Annotated in this window: 22 protein-coding genes; 11 read left to right on the forward strand and 11 right to left on the reverse strand. The window is 68.8% G+C overall.

Annotation, left to right across the window (positions count from 1 at the left end; genetic code table 11):
• Nucleotides 1–48: 48 nt before the first annotated feature.
• Nucleotides 49–822, forward strand: a complete 774-nt coding sequence (locus LXM50_RS14070; protein ID WP_233312025.1) for an SDR family NAD(P)-dependent oxidoreductase — start codon at nt 49–51, stop codon at nt 820–822.
• 48 nt (nt 823–870) lie between these two features.
• On the opposite strand, the gene LXM50_RS14075 is transcribed toward LXM50_RS14070, so the two are convergent.
• The gene (locus tag LXM50_RS14075) at nt 871–2,754 is read right to left on the reverse strand and encodes an ABC transporter ATP-binding protein (RefSeq protein WP_374107837.1); all 1,884 of its coding nucleotides are present in this window, start codon (nt 2,752–2,754) and stop codon (nt 871–873) included.
• Nucleotides 2,755–3,003: 249 nt separating this feature from the next.
• Here LXM50_RS14075 and LXM50_RS14080 point away from each other — a divergent pair, with 249 nt between their 5' ends.
• Entirely contained in the window at nt 3,004–4,494 is a 1,491-nt protein-coding gene (locus LXM50_RS14080) for an MDR family MFS transporter (protein ID WP_233312027.1), read from the forward strand.
• Between the two features lie 79 nt (nt 4,495–4,573).
• On the opposite strand, the gene LXM50_RS14085 is transcribed toward LXM50_RS14080, so the two are convergent.
• On the reverse strand, nt 4,574–4,735 hold the full coding sequence (locus LXM50_RS14085) for a hypothetical protein (RefSeq protein ID WP_233312028.1): 162 nt from the start codon (nt 4,733–4,735) through the stop codon (nt 4,574–4,576).
• Nucleotides 4,736–4,881: 146 nt separating this feature from the next.
• Between LXM50_RS14085 and LXM50_RS14090 the strand changes: the two genes are divergently transcribed.
• The 3 genes from LXM50_RS14090 to LXM50_RS14100 all read left to right on the forward strand — a co-directional run bounded on the left by LXM50_RS14090 (nt 4,882) and on the right by LXM50_RS14100 (nt 6,622).
• Complete coding sequence (locus LXM50_RS14090) at nt 4,882–5,454, forward strand: carboxymuconolactone decarboxylase family protein (protein WP_233312029.1); 573 nt, start codon at nt 4,882–4,884, stop codon at nt 5,452–5,454.
• A gap of 151 nt (nt 5,455–5,605) precedes the next feature.
• Entirely contained in the window at nt 5,606–5,905 is a 300-nt protein-coding gene (locus LXM50_RS14095; protein WP_233312031.1) for a Fe-S cluster assembly protein HesB, read from the forward strand.
• Between the two features lie 129 nt (nt 5,906–6,034).
• Nucleotides 6,035–6,622, forward strand: coding sequence for a 1-acyl-sn-glycerol-3-phosphate acyltransferase (locus LXM50_RS14100; protein WP_233312033.1), 588 nt, complete (start codon nt 6,035–6,037; stop codon nt 6,620–6,622).
• Here the strand turns inward: LXM50_RS14100 and LXM50_RS14105 are convergent.
• The 4 genes from LXM50_RS14105 to LXM50_RS14120 are packed head-to-tail and all read right to left on the reverse strand — an operon-like array spanning nt 6,606 to nt 9,270.
• On the reverse strand, nt 6,606–7,244 hold the full coding sequence (locus tag LXM50_RS14105; protein ID WP_233312035.1) for a DUF1345 domain-containing protein: 639 nt from the start codon (nt 7,242–7,244) through the stop codon (nt 6,606–6,608). The two genes, LXM50_RS14100 and LXM50_RS14105, sit on opposite strands and share 17 nt — an antisense overlap.
• 26 nt (nt 7,245–7,270) lie before the next feature.
• The gene (locus tag LXM50_RS14110) at nt 7,271–8,095 is read right to left on the reverse strand and encodes an Fpg/Nei family DNA glycosylase (RefSeq protein WP_233312037.1); all 825 of its coding nucleotides are present in this window, start codon (nt 8,093–8,095) and stop codon (nt 7,271–7,273) included.
• 45 nt (nt 8,096–8,140) lie between these two features.
• Nucleotides 8,141–8,695, reverse strand: a complete 555-nt coding sequence (locus LXM50_RS14115) for an isochorismatase family protein (protein ID WP_233312038.1) — start codon at nt 8,693–8,695, stop codon at nt 8,141–8,143.
• A complete protein-coding gene (locus LXM50_RS14120; RefSeq protein WP_233312040.1) occupies nt 8,695–9,270 on the reverse strand; it encodes an alpha/beta fold hydrolase in 576 nt (191 codons plus the stop codon). Before LXM50_RS14120 ends, LXM50_RS14115 begins: the two co-directional genes overlap by 1 nt.
• A gap of 81 nt (nt 9,271–9,351) precedes the next feature.
• Here LXM50_RS14120 and LXM50_RS14125 point away from each other — a divergent pair, with 81 nt between their 5' ends.
• On the forward strand, nt 9,352–9,693 hold the full coding sequence (locus tag LXM50_RS14125; RefSeq protein WP_233312042.1) for a YciI family protein: 342 nt from the start codon (nt 9,352–9,354) through the stop codon (nt 9,691–9,693).
• Here LXM50_RS14125 and LXM50_RS14130 read toward each other — a convergent pair.
• Nucleotides 9,686–9,847: a hypothetical protein gene (locus tag LXM50_RS14130; protein ID WP_233312044.1), complete on the reverse strand. Its 162-nt coding sequence runs from the start codon at nt 9,845–9,847 to the stop codon at nt 9,686–9,688. The two genes, LXM50_RS14125 and LXM50_RS14130, sit on opposite strands and share 8 nt — an antisense overlap.
• A gap of 119 nt (nt 9,848–9,966) precedes the next feature.
• Between LXM50_RS14130 and LXM50_RS14135 the strand changes: the two genes are divergently transcribed.
• The 3 genes from LXM50_RS14135 (at nt 9,967) to LXM50_RS14145 (ending at nt 12,235) form a co-directional block, all read left to right on the forward strand.
• Entirely contained in the window at nt 9,967–10,311 is a 345-nt protein-coding gene (locus LXM50_RS14135) for a LysR family transcriptional regulator (RefSeq protein WP_233312046.1), read from the forward strand.
• A 175-nt stretch (nt 10,312–10,486) separates the two neighbouring features.
• Nucleotides 10,487–10,903 (forward strand): MmcQ/YjbR family DNA-binding protein, encoded by a 417-nt coding sequence (locus tag LXM50_RS14140; protein WP_233312047.1) that lies wholly within the window; start codon nt 10,487–10,489, stop codon nt 10,901–10,903.
• Nucleotides 10,904–11,347: 444 nt separating this feature from the next.
• Complete coding sequence (locus LXM50_RS14145) at nt 11,348–12,235, forward strand: hypothetical protein (RefSeq protein ID WP_233312048.1); 888 nt, start codon at nt 11,348–11,350, stop codon at nt 12,233–12,235.
• Between the two features lie 5 nt (nt 12,236–12,240).
• Here LXM50_RS14145 and LXM50_RS14150 read toward each other — a convergent pair whose 3' ends face one another.
• The 3 genes from LXM50_RS14150 to LXM50_RS14160 form a co-directional block, all read right to left on the reverse strand.
• Entirely contained in the window at nt 12,241–12,975 is a 735-nt protein-coding gene (locus LXM50_RS14150) for a hypothetical protein (protein WP_233312049.1), read from the reverse strand.
• Nucleotides 12,976–13,391: 416 nt separating this feature from the next.
• Entirely contained in the window at nt 13,392–14,465 is a 1,074-nt protein-coding gene (ychF, locus tag LXM50_RS14155; protein WP_233312053.1) for a redox-regulated ATPase YchF, read from the reverse strand.
• A 31-nt stretch (nt 14,466–14,496) separates the two neighbouring features.
• On the reverse strand, nt 14,497–15,237 hold the full coding sequence (locus LXM50_RS14160; protein WP_233312054.1) for a class I SAM-dependent methyltransferase: 741 nt from the start codon (nt 15,235–15,237) through the stop codon (nt 14,497–14,499).
• An 81-nt stretch (nt 15,238–15,318) separates the two neighbouring features.
• On the opposite strand from LXM50_RS14160, the gene LXM50_RS14165 reads away from it, so the two are divergent.
• A complete protein-coding gene (locus LXM50_RS14165) occupies nt 15,319–15,921 on the forward strand; it encodes a 3'-5' exonuclease (protein WP_233312055.1) in 603 nt (200 codons plus the stop codon).
• Between the two features lie 77 nt (nt 15,922–15,998).
• Nucleotides 15,999–17,327 carry a DNA recombination protein RmuC gene (locus LXM50_RS14170; protein ID WP_233312057.1) on the forward strand — a complete coding sequence of 443 codons (1,329 nt, stop codon included), beginning with the start codon at nt 15,999–16,001 and terminating at the stop codon, nt 17,325–17,327.
• On the opposite strand, the gene LXM50_RS14175 is transcribed toward LXM50_RS14170, so the two are convergent.
• Complete coding sequence (locus LXM50_RS14175) at nt 17,302–17,514, reverse strand: UDP-N-acetylmuramyl pentapeptide phosphotransferase (protein ID WP_233312059.1); 213 nt, start codon at nt 17,512–17,514, stop codon at nt 17,302–17,304. The two genes, LXM50_RS14170 and LXM50_RS14175, sit on opposite strands and share 26 nt — an antisense overlap.
• Nucleotides 17,515–17,568: the final 54 nt, after the last annotated feature.

The raw sequence follows: 17,568 nt of genomic DNA on the forward strand, positions 1-17,568 counted from the left end.
ACGGCCGGCGCTCCCGTGCGCGTCGCTCCGTCCAGAATCAGGACCATCATGAACGCCTACCTCTCCGACCTCTTCTCGCTCGACGGCCGCACCGCGGTCGTCACCGGAGGCAGCTCGGGCATCGGCCGCGGCATCGCGACCGCGCTCGCCCGTGCGGGCGCCGCCACCGTGGTCGTCGCCCGCGGAGCCGAGCGGATCGACGAGACGGTGCGCGAGCTCGCCGCGGCCGGCTGCCGCGTCGCTGGAGTCGTCGGCGACCTCGGCACCCGCGAGGGCATCCTGGCGACGGCGGACGCGGCGGCGCGCCCGTTCGGCGAGCCGGACATCCTGGTGAACTCGGCCGGCATCAACATCCGGCCCGCCTTCGCCGACATCACCGAGGCGGACTGGGACGCCACGATGACCGTGAACGCGCTCGCCCCGTTCCTGCTCGGTCAGCGCTATGCGGTGGGCATGGCCGAGCGCGGCTACGGCCGCCTCATCCACATCAGCTCGCAGCAGGCGCACCGCGCGTTCGTCGGCAGCGGCGTCTACGGCGTCTCGAAGGGCGCGGTCGAGTCGCTGATGCGGTCGGAGGCGGAGGCCTGGGGCGGGACCGGCGTCACCAGCAACACCCTCGTGCCGGGGTTCGTGCTGACGCCGCTCAACGCCCGCCTTCAGGAGGATCCGGTGCAGATCGCCGCGCTCGCCGGGCGCACTATGATCGGCCGCAACGGGCTGCCCTCCGACTTCGCCGGCGCGGCCGTGTTCCTCGCCGGAGCCGGATCCTCGTACGTCACGGGCCACTCGCTCTTCGTGGACGGCGGGCTGAGCGCGCACTGAGCGCGGCCGCCGCGCGCACGACCGCCGGCCGGACCCGCCCAGCGGCGGTCAGGCCGAGCGGACGTCGTCGTCGATCCTCGCCGCGGCCACCTGCTGCGCGGCGAGGTCGGCGTACAGCCCGCCCTGCGCGAGCAGCTCGGAGTGGGTGCCCGATTCGACGATCCGCCCCTCCTGCACGACGTGGATGACGTCCGCGCCGATCACCGTGGACAACCGGTGCGCGATCGTGAGGGTCGTGCGGCCCTTGGCGGCCTCGTCCAGCGCCTCCTGCACGACGCGCTCCGACACGGTGTCGAGGGCGGAGGTGGCCTCGTCCAGCAGCAGCACCGGCGGATCCTTGAGCAGCACCCGCGCGATCGCGATGCGCTGCTTCTCGCCGCCCGAGAGCCGGTAGCCGCGCTCTCCCACCACGGTGTCGTAGCCGTCCTCGAAGCCGGCGATCACATGGTGGATATTGGCGGCGGTGCAGGCGGCCACGAGCTCCTCGTCGGTCGCATCGGGCTTGGCGTAGATCAGGTTCTCGCGGATCGTCGCATGGAACAGATACGTCTCCTGCGACACGATCCCGATCTCGTCGATGATCGACTCCTGCGTGAGGTCGCGCACGTCGGCGCCGTCGAAGAGGATCGCTCCCTCCGAGGCCTCGTAGAGCCGGGGCGCGAGATAGAGGATCGTCGTCTTGCCCGCCCCCGAGGGGCCGACGAAGGCGACATGCTGCCCCGGGTCGGCGGTGAACGAGATCCCCTGCAGGGTGTCGCGCGCGGCGGGCGACGCGTCCGGATAGCGGAACCGCACATCACGGAACTCGAGACGCCCGCGGGGGCCGGGCGCTGCGGATGCCGTCGTCGCATCCGGCGCGTCCTGGATCTGCGGCACCAGGTCGAGGTACTCGAAGATGCGCGCGAACAGAGCCTGCGAGGTCTGCACGTCGAGCGCGACGCGCATGAGCCCGATCAGCGGCATGAGCAGACGCGCCTGCACCGTCGTGAAGGCCACGATGGCGCCGGCGGTGATGGATCCCGTCCCGCCGGCGACGAGGAATCCGGCGACCAGGTAGATGATCGCCGGCACGCTGGACATCAGCACGGACACCACCGCGAAGAAGCCCTGGCCGCTCATCGCCGTGCGCACCTGCAGGCGGATCTGCGTGCGGTTCTGCGCCTGATACCGGGCCGACTCGGAGCGCTGCCGGTTGAACGACTTGGACAGCAGGATCCCCGACACGCTCAGCGTCTCCTGCGTGATGGCGGTGAGCTCCGAGAGCGACTCCTGCGTCTCCCCGGCGATCCGTGCGCGCACCTGTCCGACGCGCCGCTGCACGAGCACCAGGATCGGCATGACGCACACGGCGATGATGGTCAGCCGCCAGTCCAGCAGGATCATCGCCACGAGCGAGGCGATCACCGTGACGGTGTTCCCGAGGATGCTCGTGACCGTGCTCGTGAGCACTCCGGACACCCCGCCGACGTCGTTCTGCAGACGGGACTGGATGACACCGGTCTTGGTGCGGGTGAAGAAGCCCAGCTCCATCGCCTGCAGATGCTCGAAGAGGCGCACGCGCAGATCGCCCGTGACGCTGTTGCCGACCGTCGAGGTGAGCCAGGTCTGCACGACGCCGAGTCCGGAGGAGAGCAGGTACAGCCCGATCATCGAGACGACGAGCACCACCAGCAGTCCGAGCTGCGGCCCGCCGCCGCCGTGCGGGAACAGCGCGTCGTCGAAGACCTTCTGCACCAGCAGCGGCGGGATGACCCCGAGCGCGGCTCCGAGGACGACCAGCAGAACCGTCATCAGGATCCGGTTCCGGTACGGCCGGAACAGCGCCACCACGCGGCGCCCGAGGTTCGGGATGCGGGGCGCGTCCGCGTTCTGCCTGCGCTGAGCCGCCTCGTCCACGGGCCGCCCGCCGCGCGCGCCGCCCATCCTGGCCATCATGCTCATCCGCTCACCCCTGCCCGCCGTCGGTCACCTGCACCTTCGGCACCTCGCAAGCGTAGATCCCCGCGCCGACGCCGAGGCGCCGCTGCCGCGCGCGTCCGCTCAGGGCGCAACGCTGCCGAGAGCAGTATCGGGCGGCCGACGGGAATGGAATGTCCGACCCTGTGGTTACGCTGAAAGTCGCTCGCAGCTCCGCGCAGCTCATCCCCCCTTTTTTCGCCCCCGCCGAGCCGGAGGAAACACATGTCCGCCATCGAAACCGGATCCGTGCCGACCAGCACCGGATCCTCCCTCATCCCCCGCCGAGACATGGCGGTCATCTGGGTGCTCCTGGCCGCCGCCTTCGTCGCGATCCTCAACGAGACGACGATGAGCATGGCCATCCCGCACCTCATCGACGATCTGAGCATCACCCCGCTCGCCGCGCAGTGGGTGACCAGCGCGTTCATGCTGACCATGGCCGTGGTGATCCCGACGACCGGCTTCCTCCTGCAGCGCTTCACGACCCGGCAGATGTTCCTCGGCGCGCTCGCGCTGTTCTCGGCGGGAACGCTGATCGCCGCGCTCGCGCCCGGCTTCACCGTGCTGCTCATCGCGCGTGTCGTGCAGGCCTCCGGCACCGCGATCATGATGCCGCTGCTCATGACCACGCTCATGAACCTGGTCCCCTCGGAGAGCCGCGGCCGGATGATGGGCCGGGTCAGCATCGTCATCTCGCTCGCGCCGGCGATCGGCCCCACGCTGTCGGGCTTCCTGCTGGACCACTTCAGTTGGCGAGCGATCTTCGTGGTCGTGCTGCCGATCGCCCTGGCCGCGATGTTCATCGGCTGGCGGTGGCTGACGAATGTCGGCGAACGCACCGACGCGCCGCTCGACGTGCTGTCGATCGTGCTGAGCGCCTTCGGCTTCGGCGGGCTCGTCTTCGGTCTCAGCCAGATCGGCGCCCTCGCGGGAGGCGGCGGATCCCCCGTTCCGCTGGTGATCGCACTGGTGGTGGGCGTGGTGGGCCTGGTGGCGTTCCTCTGGCGGCAGGTCATCCTGCAGCGCAAGGACGACGCCCTGCTCGACCTGCGGGTGTTCGCCTCGCGCGACTTCACCCTGTCGATGGTGCAGATGTTCCTGCTGTCGCTGGCGTTCTTCGGCACGCTCACGGTGATCCCGCTGTTCCTGCAGAAGGCGCTCGGCCTGGAGACCACCGAGGCGGGGCTGGTGCTGCTTCCCGGCGCCCTCGCGATGGGACTGCTCGGACCGGTGATCGGACGCATCTACGACGCCCGCGGCACGAAGATCCTCCTGATCCCCGGCTCGATCCTCACCGCAGCCACGCTGTGGTTCTACACGACGCTCGCCACGAACACCTCGGTGTGGATCGTGCTGGTCGCGCAGACCCTGCTGTCGATCGGGCTCGCGCTCTCGTTCACGCCGCTGTTCACCGCGTCGTTGGCCTCGCTGACGCCGAAGTTCTACTCCTACGGCAGCGCGGTCATCGGCACCGTGCAGCAGGTCGCCGGCGCCACCGGCATCGCCGTGATGATCGCGGTGTTCACGCTCATCGTGAACGCGAACGGCGGTACCGAGGTGCCCGACGCGGTCGCGGCGGGCTCGCGCAGCACGTTCGTGATCGGCGCGGTCATCGCGACGGTGACGATCCTGGGCGCCTTCATCATCCGCAAGCCCGAGGACCAGCCGCACGAGGCGGGAGCTCCGGAGGGCGCCGCCCCGGCGATGCACTGACCCGGCACACCTCGCATCCGAGTCGTCCCCCTGAGCACGATCGAGAGATCGTGCTCAGGGGGACGACTTTGGTGAGGGGTCAGTCCTTCGCGCCGGGCAGGCGGCAGACGCCGCCGATGCACAGTCCGGTGTCGTCCGCGTTGAGACCGGGGAGCAGGGACAGGCCGCCCGGAACGGCGCTCAGCGCCGGAAGCGCGGCGTCCGTGGGGGTCTGCTGCTCGGAATCGGCTGCGGTGGTCATCCCTCGATGCTACGCCCGTGCACGGCGGTGGGCGCCGTTGAGGCGTTCGCCCCATGTCCCGGGCCCGGCGCCCGGCGTAGTCTTCGCACGTGCGCCGGGTTCGCCGCCTGCGAGAACGCCCCGACGCGGATGCGAAGGAGCCTCCCATGATCATCAGCACTCCCCCGGCCGAGACCGCCGAAGGCCATGCCGCTGACATGTACGCGGAGGACGTCGCCGATGTGGGCTTCGTCTTCGCTCACACCCGGGTCATGGCGGTGAACCCCGAGGCGCATGAGGCCTTCATGGCGCTCATCCGCGCGATCGTGCCGTCCATCGGGGTGAGCGTGTACGAGGCGGCGACGCTCGGCGCCGCTCGCGCGATCGGATCCCCGCACTGTCTGCTCGCGCACGGACGCAAGGCACTCCGCGCGGACGTCCTCACGAGCGACGGCCTCGAGGCGTTCGCCCGCCAGGACGACAGCGGCTTCTCTGCCGCCGAACAGGCCGTGGTGCAGTACGCGGCAAGGCTCTCCGTCGATCCGCGCGGCATGACCGATGCCGACACGCGCGCTCTGCGAGACGCCGGTTACGACGACCGTCAGATCGTGGACATCACGTTGGCCGCGGCGGCGCGCAACTATTTCAGCCGCGCGCTGCTCGCCCTCGCCGTGCCGACGGAGGAGGTTCCGGGACTGGATCCCGAGACGGCCGCAGCTCTGCGCGCCGCGGCAGGCTGAGGCCGGTCGCACGCGATGCGCGCCCAGGTGGGAAGAACCTCCGAATCGGGTCGAATCGCCGCAGAGCGGTTGAGAGCTCGAGCCCGAAGGGGAATCGTGGCCCGGACACATGCCGTGACCTCGGCATGTCCGCAACCGGAAGGAGTGCCTCGTGCTCACCTTGACCGACAACGCCACCGCGCTGGTCACCACACTCGTCCGTCGTCGCACCGACACGGAGGGTGCGGGACTGCGCATCCACACGGCCGACGCCCCGGGACAGGCGGGCGAACCCCGCCTCGCTGCCGACGTGGTCGTCTCGCCCGAGCCCGACGATCAGATCCTCGATCTGCCGGGCGCCCCGGTCTTCCTGGAAGGGGAGGCCGCCATCGTCCTGGACGACAAGGTCCTCGACGCGAACGTGAATGAGGAGGGCGCCGTGTCGTTCTCCCTGATGCCTAAGGTCGCCTGACCGGCAGGCCGCCTGGCCCACGACAACCGAATGGGCGCATGGCTCGGACCCTCCGTCCGGCCATGCGCCCATTCCGTTCTCGCCGCGTTCATGCAGTGCACGGCATGGGCGCCCCTCTACGGTTGACGGATGCTCCGACGCCTCGCCGCCCGCCTGTTCTGGATGTTCAGCCGATGGACGCTCGCATCCGAGCCGGCCCCGACCCGCCCCACCGTGCTGATCGGCGCCCCGCACACCTCGAACTGGGACTTCGTGCTGATGCTCGGCATCGCCTGGCGACTCGGCATCGACGTGCACTGGCTCGGCAAGAAGAGCCTGTTCCATGGCTGGCGCGGCCCGCTCATGCGCCGTCTCGGCGGCATTCCGGTGGATCGATCGGATCCCTCCCGCGTCGTCGATGAGGTCGTGGCACAGGTGCACGGCGGTGCCGTGTTCGGATTGGTCGTCACACCCGACGGCACCCGCGGCGGCAATGCCTACTGGAAGAGCGGCTTCTACCGCATCGCCCGGGAGACCGGCATGCCGGTGACGCTGGGGTTCGTCGATCGCACCACCATGACGACCGGGCTCGGACCGACGTTCGAGCTCACCGGCGATGTCGCGGCCGACATGGATCGGATCCGCGCGTTCTACGCCGACAAGGCGGGTGTGCGCCCCGAGCGCCGCACCGAACCGCGCCTGCGCGAGGAGCTCTCCGCAGTCACCCCAGTCCCGTGACGAGGTTGATGATCGTGCCGAGGATCAGCGCGCCGAACACGTAGGCGATCGTGGTCTGCGCGATGACGATGCGCCGGATGGCGTTGCGCGTGACGTTGGTGTCCGCCACCTGATAGGTCATCCCGAGGCCGACCGAGAAGTACGCGAAGTCGGTGTATTCGGGGTCCTCGTTCTGGTTGAAGATGATGCCGGCGGATCCGTCGTAGTAGAGCTTCGCGTACCGCAGCATGTAATCGGTCTGGATCAGCCCCCACGAGGCGGCGACGCTGAGGACGGCGCTCCCCGCGAGGGCGAACTGGGTCCAGCCCTCCGCGTGGCGGGCCTGCAGCACGACGACCAGCACGGCCGCGATGCTGACGAAGCTCCCGATCACCGCGACCACCCGGGCGATGCGTCGACCGGGGTCCTCCTCAGTGGCATGCGAGCGCGTCTGTTCGGCGTTCATCGGCCATACGACGAGCAGGATCCACACAGTGCTGACGAGCGCCAGCGCACCCCAGGCCGAGAGCAGGCCGGCGGCCAGGCCCAGGAAGGGCGTGACGATGAACCCGACCGCGATTCCGACCAGGATCGCGACCGAGGTGCGCACGCGCCAGCGATGGCGCAGGGGAAGCGGGCTCACCTCGGAATGCTAACCCGCAGGCGAGCTCACGCCGTGGAGCGCTCGGGCTGGCAGTGCGGGCAGAGCTGTGCGGACGCGCCGGAGAAGACATGGTCGACGATGGTCGTGCCGCAGACCGGGCAGGCTTCGCCGCCGCGCCCGTGCACGGCCATCGCGGCGACCTTGGCCTGCTTGAGCCGGTCGGGCGGCAGTCCCCGCCGATCGGCGAGCGCGCCCCGCAGCACGTCGACCGTGGCGTGGAAGAGCCGTTCCCGCTCCGCGTCGTCGAGCACCGCGGCATGCACCGCGGGTGAGATCTTCGCGCGGTGCAGGATCTCGTCGGAGTAGGCGTTGCCGATGCCCGCGAGCGATGTCTGCTCCTGCAGCAGCGCCTTGATCTGCTTGCGTCGCGTGCCGAGGGCGCGTTCGAACGCAACGCGGTCGAAGTCCGCAGCGAGCGGGTCCGGTCCGAGCGCCGCGATGCCTGCGACGTCGCCAGGTGCGTCGACGACGTTGGCGGTCACCGCCAGGAAGTCACCCAGATCCACGATCTGCATCACGGCACCGTCATCGAGTGCGATCCGCACGACCTCGGGGACAGGCTCATCGTTGCGCGGTGCGTCGGGCGCCGACCAGCGGATCCAGCCGTTGCGCCCGAAGCCGATCATCAGCCAGCCCGCGTCGGTGTCGAAGCCGACATGCTTGCCGAAGCGCTCCAGGTGCCGGATCCGTGCACCGACCAGCGCGCCGGGCGGGCGGTTGCGGGTCTTGACGATGCGGAACTCGCCGACATCCAGGTCGGTGATCGCACGACCGCGGATCCGCTCGTCGAGGAACTCGACCAGCGCCTGCACCTCCGGAGACTCGGGCATGCGCCCATCCTCGCACCGGGGTCGGACATCCGCGCGACGCGGCGGTCAGGCGAACGTGACCTCGTCGTGCCGCAGCGCCGCGAATTCCTGCCCCGGGTAGCGGAGACCGGCGAAGTACATGTTCGTGTGGGCGATGATCTGCTCGCCGGAGATCGGGACCCCGTCGGCGGTCGCGTCGACCGTGGTGTGCACGTCGCGCACGAGCGTGACGTCGTAGCCGTCCGCGGCCGCACGCTGCGTCGTGGTGCGCACGCAGAAGTCGGACTGAGCGCCCGCGACGACCAGCCGGGTCGCGCCGTAACCGTCGAGCACCGCCCGCAGATCGGTCTCTGCGAACGCATCACGGTAGCTCTTGCGCACGACGGGCTCATCGTCGGCGCGGACCAGCGGTGCGGCCAGCTCCCACTCCGGCGTGCCCACGCCGACGGGGTCATGGTGCACCCACACGACGGGAATCCCTTCGTCGCGAGCCCGGCGCACGAGCGCCTCCGTCCGCGAGAGCACACCGCGCTCATCGAAGCAGCCGGGCATGACACCGGCCTGCATGTCGATCACGAGCAGGACGGTGCGGGCTTCCGTCCGCGCAACGGTGCCGGGCATCAGTCCCAGGCCAGGTAGTCCTCGATCGCGAACGCGGTGTCGACCGGGTCGCTCACGGGGAACAGATGCCCGCCGCCCTCGATCGTCACGACGCTGGCGCGCTCGACCGCGGATGCGCGCAGCTTCTCGCCGTTCGCCGGGGGCATGACGTCGTCCGCGGATCCCTGGATGATGAGGATCGGCACGGACGGTGCGATCGGCACGTCAACGTCTTCGACGCCCAGCAGCAGCACGCCGAGGGCGCGGTCCGTGCGCTTCGCGGAGAGTGCGCGGGCGACCGTGCCACCCACGCCGTGGCCGCCGATCCAGGTGGCGCCGATGCCGACATGGTCCATCACGTCGCTCGCGTCCTGAACGCGCTCTTCCAGCGTCGCGGCGTCGTCGGCACGACTGCCGATCCGGAGCACCCTGATCCCTTCACCGGCGAGGATGTGCGCCACCGAACCGAGCGCGCCACCCTCCAGACCACGCCCCGGGATCAGCACCAGAACGGGTCCGTCGCCCTCCGACATCTCGTCGACGTAGGGGATCGCGCGGCCATCGGGTTCGAAGATGCTGTTGTTCTCGGTAGTCACCGAGCCATCGTATCGAGTCTCCCCGAGGCTCCTCCTGCGGCGTAGCATCGCGGAAGGCGCGGGGACCGACGAGGAGCGACGATGAGCCAGTACATCATCTACTTCAACCAGCAGTGGGTCGGCGAGCACAGCGACGAATGGTTCGCCGAGCGCGGCGCACTCTGCAACGCCGTCGTGTCGGACATGCGTGACAGCGGAGTCCTCGTGTTCGCGGGAGGAGTGCACGAGGACATGGATGCCGCCTTCACCGCCGATGCCTCCAGCGGCACGCCAGTGATCGCTCAGGGGCAGTTCGCACCGACGGAGCAGTACATCGGCGGCCTCACGATCATCGACGTAGCCGATGACGATGCTGCGAAGCTCTGGGCCGGCAGGATCGCCGTGGCCTGCGGCTGGCCGCAGGAGGTCCGGCAGGTCAGCTGACCTGGTCCCCCTCATCGGGCTCGGCGCGGAGCAGGTCGGCGATCTCCTCCTCCGGACGGGGCGCGATGTTCTCGTCCGCCTCGAGCTCGGGGATCGACGGCTCACCGGGCTCCGGCACATGCGGACTCGTGGACCGCTCCTCGTTGTCAGCCATGGCGGCGTCTCCTCTCGACGACATCGCCAGCCTACGAGCGCGGGCGCGGATGCGACAGGTCGACGCGGGCCCGTACGCTGGGTAGCGCCGCGACCCGTGCGCGAAAGGAACGGCATTCCATGAACATCACCCAGCTTCGGCGGTTCGTCGCCGTCGCGGAGGAACTGCATTTCCCACGTGCGGCAGCCGGACTCGGGATCTCCCTCGCCGCCCTGTACTCATCGATCGAGAAGCTCGAGGAAGAGGTCGGGCACCCGCTCGTCACCCATGGCGGAGCCACCCGTCTGACCAGTGCCGGGCTTCTCCTGCTGCCGGAGGCGCGCAACAGGATCGCCGCAGCTCCACCGGTTCAGCGCACGTCGGACAAGCCCACTGGCGGCAAGGCCAAGGCGTCCAAGGGGAAGGGTCGCGCCCCTGTGGTGAAGGGGCAACCCAAGCCCTACAAGAAGCGCCAGGGCCGCTGATCCGGTCCGGTACCGGCGACACGGACGGTGTTGCTGACGGTATAGACCGCTTCGGGCGCATCCGCATCGCTGAAGCCGCGGCGGATCCAGGTGTAAGAGGTCGATGGGATCCCGCGCGTCGGCCGTGCCCGTGAACCGGCCGATCGATGTCGGGGGTGCCTCGTACCCTCGATGCATGGCCACCCTCGACGATCTGCGCACCGTGGCCGCGCGGCTCCCCGGCAGTGAGGAGCGGGCGACGACTGGCGGTGCGGCGTGGTTCGTGCGGAACAAGCTGTACGCGTGGGAGTGCCACCCGTGGCCAAGCATCCCTGACCAGGTCCGCGCGATCATCGCATCGGAACTCGTGGTCGGCGTGAAGATCGCCGACACAGACGACGCGCTCGCCCTCCGCGAGATGGAGCCCAGCGTCTTCCTTCCGGCGACGACCCGCTGGGGCGAGCCCAAGATCGCGTTCCGCATGGCGGCGATCGACCCCGAGCACTTCACCGAGCTCGTGACCGAGGCATGGCGGGTGCAGGCACCGAATTACCTGCGCCGCGAATTCGATGCATCGACGACGCACGGAAGCGGCGGCTCTGGCAGCGCATGACAGCGCTCGTGGACGAGTTCGACACGCTCCCCGCCGGGGCAAGGTCCTCCGCGCCTTCGCCCTCAAGATCTACCCGATCCCCGATCGTCCCCGGCTTCCGGACGCGTCGGCTCGGGTCCCGCCGGACGAACCGTTCAGACGTTGAAGCGGAACTCCACCGGGTTGCGCCATCGTTAGGCATTTCCGAGGTTCGCGGGAGACATCGTGTTCCGCTGTCAAGGCGTTGAGTAGTCAGAGGTTCTTATGCCGTGGACGGTCCCAGACCTTGTGGGGCCTTCAGCGGTCCCCGCAACTGTGGAGTCGGTGTGAAGGACTGTCGCTAGGCCCTTCGCCAGCGGGCGAGGAGAGTGCTCCGGGGTCCACGACTCCGGGGCATTCTTGCAAGTCTGAACGGCGTGCATGCGACACCTCATTGGTGTCTTGGCTCGTTGGTATGGTTCGTCCATGACGACGCTCTTGGACGAGATCATCGACGGCAGCAGCGATGAGAGCGTGAGGACCACTGATCTACTGCGAAAGGTCCAGGTCGCGGCAACACGAATCGGCGCTCCGGGCGTCGTGGAGTGGGTCAAGCGAGAGCTCCAGGGATACTCCGATGAGGATGACCTTCCCGACTACCGGAGGATGATCACGTCAGTCACGGGTCATTTCACGGGTCCGATGCAGAGTCAGATCAAGAAGGCGCTACCGCCTTACCCAGGCTTCGAGAAGGACTTTCAGGTCGAGATGCGCCAGCCGCTGATCACGCTGCAGTCGTTCGCAGACGCGGCGGAGGATCCTCAATTGCAATGGCCCGCGTGGCGTGTGGAGGAGTATGAGAAGTCGGGGGCGTTCGCGATCCAGTTCTTTGGCTTGTTCGGCGCGTGGAATGTGATCACCCGGCAGTCGCTCCACGGCGTCATCGACACGGTTCGCTCGAAGGCGATGGAGTTCGCGTTGGAACTTCAGATGAGCTTCCCGGATGCAGGCACAGTCGACGGACCGTCTGTTGCGACTAACACGGCGGTGGCGCCGGTGGTCTTCAACACCACGAACAACATCTATGGGCATGGAGCGAACATCGCCACGGGCTCCGATATTGCCCAAAAGAGCATTATCAAGGGCAATATCCAGGAGTTCGAGCGCCAGGTGAAGGCGCTGGGGCTGGGAGATGCAGACGCAGCCGAGTTCGCGACGATCGTCAAGGACGATCAGTCGCTTGAAAAGCCGCGCGCGAAGGCCTTCCTGGAGAAGGTTCGGGCGGGAGCGATCGCCGTGGGATCAGCAGTCCCGTCTGACGTGATCGCGGGTTCTCTAATCGAACTGGGAAAGATGTTCCTCGGCCTGTCCTGAACTGATCAGGCCCCATCCTTCTGCACGGGCATTGGAGCGAAGAGCGCGCCGAGGGCGTGCCGCGGATCGGGTGGATCCGGGAGCTCCAGGTGTGCTCGGATGCTTTCGGGCGTGGCGCCGGTCTCCATGACCTCGGCGACGGCGCAGGCTTGCTTGTAGATCTCGAGTTTCTCGCCGTGCTCCGCTTCGAAGCGGAGCTTCTGAACGACCGTGCCGAGGCCCATCAGGAGAACGAGAAACAGACCCTGCATTGTGTCGGCGGGCTGGACGTCGCGAACGGTGGGAAAGCTGATCTTGCGGAGCCGCTCCTCACCCAGTCCGCGCTCCCGGGCCTGCTCGTTCCATCGTTCTGCTTCGGCAGCGCGCTCTTCGATTCCGACAGAGACGACGTCGTCGACGGCCTTCCGGATCCGAGCGGGGAGCTTGCTGAGCAGCACGGCAAGCCGCTCGTCGGTCACGATGGCATCCAGACGATGTGCGAGGTGGTTACGTTCGCGGTTCACGAGGCGTATGGCAGTGACAAGGTGCTCGTCGAGGAGACCGAAGCCGTCGCAGAGGTTCAGCTTTGTGCTGAAGGATGCCCGTTCGAGAAGCACCTTCGTGCGGGCGCCTTGGAGTTCGATGATTGTCGTCATCGCCTGCTCGATCACCAGGTGCCCGCGCAGGAAGATCATTCCTATCTGTGCCTGCTGGTCGAAGAGGAGCCGACCGAACTCTTTTGTTCCTGCGAAGCTGCCCACAGGCGGCATTCAACCAGCATCCCGGCATCGATCGCGAATGCAAGGTGCCTCCCGCGACAAGAGACGTGCTATCGACCCGTGCTCGGTGTGAAGAGAGTGCACCGAGAGCGTGGAGCGGATCGGGCGGTTCGGGGAGACTCAGGCGGGCTCAGGTGCTTTTGGGCGTGGCCGCGGCTCTCAGAGTCTCGTCATTCAGGTATTCGTCCCAAAGAGCTTTGAGTCTCTGCCGGCACTCGGCTTCGTACCGAAGGTGCTGGACGACGACACCGAGCGGCATCAAGAGAACGAAGAAGATCGCCTGGATCGTGTCAGATGGCACCGCTTCTCGAATGTTTGCAATGGTGGAAGCAAAAGGCCGCTACAAACACCATGTTCCTGGCCGGCTTTTGGCGGCCAACAGCATGCTGACCAGGCATTCAGACGTTGAAGCGGAACTCCACCACGTCGCCGTCCTGCATGACGTAGTCCTTGCCCTCCAGGCGCGCCTTTCCCTTCGAGCGGGCCTCGACGACGGATCCGGTCGCGACGAGGTCCTCGAACGAGATGACTTCGGCCTTGATGAAGCCCTTCTCGAAGTCGGTGTGGATCACGCCGGCGGCCTGCGGGGCCTTGTCGCCCTTGTGGATCGTCCAGGCGCGGGCTTCCTTCGGACCGGCCGTGAGGTAGGTCTGCAGGCCGAGGGTGTCGAAGCCGATGCGGGCGAGCTGGTCGAGACCCGACTCGTCCTGACCGGTGGAGGCGAGGAGCTCCGCGGCATCCTCCGGATCCAGGTCGATGAGCTCCGACTCGATCTTCGCGTCCAGGAAGATCGCCTGCGCCGGGGCGACGAGGGCGGCGAGCTCAGCCTTGCGGGCGTCGTCGGTCAGCACGGCCTCGTCGACGTTGAAGACGAAGATCACGGGCTTGGAGGTCAGCAGGCCGAGCTCCTTGATCGGGGCGAGGTCGATGCCGCTCGTGGAGAGCAGCTGCCCGCGCTCGAGCGCGTCCTTGGCGGCGTTCGCGGCCTCGAGCACCGAGGCATCGGTCTTGCGGCCGCGCACCTCCTTCTCGATCCGCACGATCGCCTTCTCGAGCGTCTGCAGGTCGGCGAGCATGAGCTCGGCGTTGATCGTCTCGAGGTCGTTCTTCGGGTCGATCGCGCCCTCGACGTGCACCACATCGTCGTCGGCGAAGCCGCGCACGACCTGCGCGATCGCGTCGGCCTCGCGGATGTTCGCGAGGAACTGGTTACCCAGCCCCTCCCCCTCGCTCGCGCCGCGCACGATGCCCGCGATGTCGACGAACGACACCGTCGCGGGCAGGATCCGCTCGCTGCCGAAGATCTCGGCGAGCGTGTTCAGCCGCACGTCGGGCAGGTTCACCACACCGACGTTCGGCTCGATCGTCGCGAACGGGTAGTTCGCCGCGAGCACGTCGTTCTTGGTGAGGGCGTTGAAGAGGGTGGACTTGCCGACGTTGGGCAGTCCTACGATTCCGATGGTGAGAGCCACGGGGTACGAGTCTACCGGGGCTCGCGCCGGCTCAGGATCCGCGGATCGCGCGATAGGCGGCGGTGACGTACGGCATCGACAGCGTCGTGCCCTCGACGAGCCCGAGCTCGTCGAACAGCTCGTCCATGGCGGCGGCGATCCGCGCCTTCTCCGCATCGGACGACGTGATGATGAGGCTGCGCGAGCTGGCCATCGCATGCAGCTCGGCGCGCGTCATGTCCCGGGTCCACTCCCAGCGCCGCTCCTCGAGGGGGCCGAACGGCGCGGCGACGCGCACGGCGTTCTCGCCGATCATCTCCTCCGCCGCGCTGCCACCCATGATCGCGGTCAACCGGCGCACCCATTCGGTCCGGTCGTCGCGGACGTTCCAGATCAGCCCGAGCACACCACCCGGGCGCATCACGCGGCCGATCTCGGCGGACGCCGCGACCGGATCCACCCAGTGCCAGGCCTGGCCGAGCGTGGCGGCGTCGACGCTCGCGTCGGCCAGAGGCAGCGACTCCGCGGTGCCACCCACCGTCTCGACGCCGGGTGTCTTCTCGCGCAGCGCCTCCAGCATCTGCGGATCCGGATCCACGGCGACGACGCTCGTGCCGCCGAGGGCGAGCACGGCCCGGGTGAGCTTGCCGGTGCCCGCACCGATGTCGACAACCGCCTTCTCGGCGTCCGACAACGGCTCCAGGAGCCAGGCGACCGCGTCCGACCGGTACTCCGGACGCCCCTTCTCGTAGCTGCCCGTCTCGGATCCGAAGCTCGTCGCACGTTCCACCATGCTTCGAGACTACGCCCGCCGATCTGCACCACCTCGGCGCGCCTGAGCGGTCCCGGCTCCTCGGCGGCAGAGGGTGGATGCGTGGCCCTGGACTTCACCGCGATCGACTTCGAGACGGCGAACTCCTCCCCTGCTTCCGCCTGCGCAGTCGGGCTGGTGCGCGTGCGCGACGGCATCGTCGTCGCACAGACCGGATGGCTGATCCGCCCGCCGGCCGGGCACGACGCCTTCCAGGAATGGAACGTTCGGATCCATGGCATCCAGCCGCACGAGGTCGTGGACGCGGACGGCTGGAGCGAACAGCTCGACCGGCTCTGCGCATTCGCCGGTGCCGACGTGCTCGTCGCGCACAACGCGGGCTTCGACCTGAACGTGATCCGTCGTGCCTGCGAGGCCACCGGCGACGAGTGCCCGCCGTACCGGTCGCTGTGCAGTCTGAGCGTGGCGCGCAAGGTGTACGACCTCGACTCCTACAAGCTCCCGGTCGCCGCGGCCGCCGCCGGCTTCGGGGCCTTCCCGCACCATGACGCCCTGGCCGATGCACGGGCGTGCGCGCAGATCGTGATCGACGCCGCCCGGCGCACCGAGTCCGGCACCGTGCACCAGCTCGCCGAGGCGATCGGCGTGCGTCTCGGCGACCCCCTCGCTCCGGCGGCGCCCTCCAAGGTGCGCGCCGCGGCCTGACGCCGTTCCGGGCTGCCTTCCGGCCCACTACGGCCGCGCTCCCCGGCGATGTCGGCGGCCCCGCCCATGATGGACGCATGGACGCGCTCGCACTGCTCATCGCCGCACTCACCGCCGTGGCGGGCCTTGCGGTCGGCTGGCTCCTCGGCCGCAACCGCGGCGCGGCCGACCTCGCGCGCTCCGATGCCGAGCTCTCGGTCGTGCGCGAGGACCGCGACCGTCAGCACGACCTGTACCGCGATGCCGTCGAGCACGCCCGCCGCGAGCAGCACGACGCCGCGGAGCGCGTACGGCAGGAGAACGCCGTGCTCACCGCGCTCGCCCCGGTGCGGGAGAGCCTGCACCGGATGCAGCAGACCGTCACCGTGCTGGAGCGCGAGCGCCAGACGCAGTTCGGACAGCTGAGCGAGCAGCTCCGCCGCTCCGAGGAGAACGGCGAGGCGCTGCGCTCCACGACCGAGTCCCTGGCCGGCGCGCTGCGCTCGACCTCCGCACGCGGCGTGTGGGGCGAGACGCAGCTGCGCCGCGTGGTGGAGGCCGCCGGCCTCACCCGGCACGTCGACTTCGACCTGCAGGCCACGATCCACTCCGATGCGGGCCATGGCCGCCCCGACATGGTGATCCGTCTCGCCGGCGGCGCGTCGATCGCCGTGGACGCCAAGGCGCCGCTCGACGCATTCCTGGCGGCGGGCGCTCTCTCCTCCGAGGACCCGCAGCGGCGCTCGCTCATGCAGCAGCACGTCAAGGCCGTGCGCGCGCACGTCGACGCGCTCGCGAAGAAGGCCTACTGGTCGGGGCTCGACGTGAGCCCCGAGTTCGTCATCTGCTTCCTGCCCAGCGAGTCACTGCTGTCGGCCGCACTCGACGAGGACCCGACTCTCCTCGACTACGCATTCGGCAAGCGGGTGGCGCTGGCCACCCCGGTGAACCTGTGGGCCGTGCTGAAGACGGTCGCGTACACCTGGAAGCAGCAGGAGCTGTCGGCCGAGGCGGCCGTGCTCCTCGATCTCGGCACGCAGCTGTACGACCGGCTCGGCGTGCTCGCCGGCCATGCCGACGACCTGCGTCGTGCACTCGAGCGCACCGTGGACAGCTACAACCGCTTCGCCGGATCCCTGGAGAGCCGGGTGCTCGTGACGGCCCGCCGTTTCCCGGGCGTCGATGCTGACGCGCTCACCGCGCCTCCGACGCTGACCAGCGCCACGCGACGGTTCACCGCCGACGAGCTGGTGTCATCCGCCGACGAGGATCAGGCAGAGGGTATACGCGCGGACCTCGGCGAGCTGCGGGGCCGTCTGAGCGAAGACGCCGACGCCGCGCTGATCGATCAGGACGCAGGTCGCCCCGGGCACGACGATCGGCGCGAGGCTGAGGATGAGGTCAGGCGCTCCCGGGAACAGCGCTGAGCAGGAAGACCACAGTGGCGGAGAAGAGCACGAAGGCCCCGACCATCCACCAGGCGCTGATCTCGTGGCCCTCCTCGCGGCGGACGCGGAACAGCACATCGGTGCGGCGAGCGGCATCCATCTCGACGATCTTGACCGATCCGGTGTCGGTGACCGTCTCCTGGCGGTAGATGTTCTCCGCAGCCATCGTCCACGCTCCCCTACTCCGCATTCCGAACCGCGCTGAATGCGCCGTGCACGC

Origin of the sequence: Microbacterium sp. Au-Mic1, from assembly GCF_021341785.1 — a bacterium.
Taxonomy (GTDB): Bacteria; Actinomycetota; Actinomycetes; order Actinomycetales; family Microbacteriaceae; genus Microbacterium.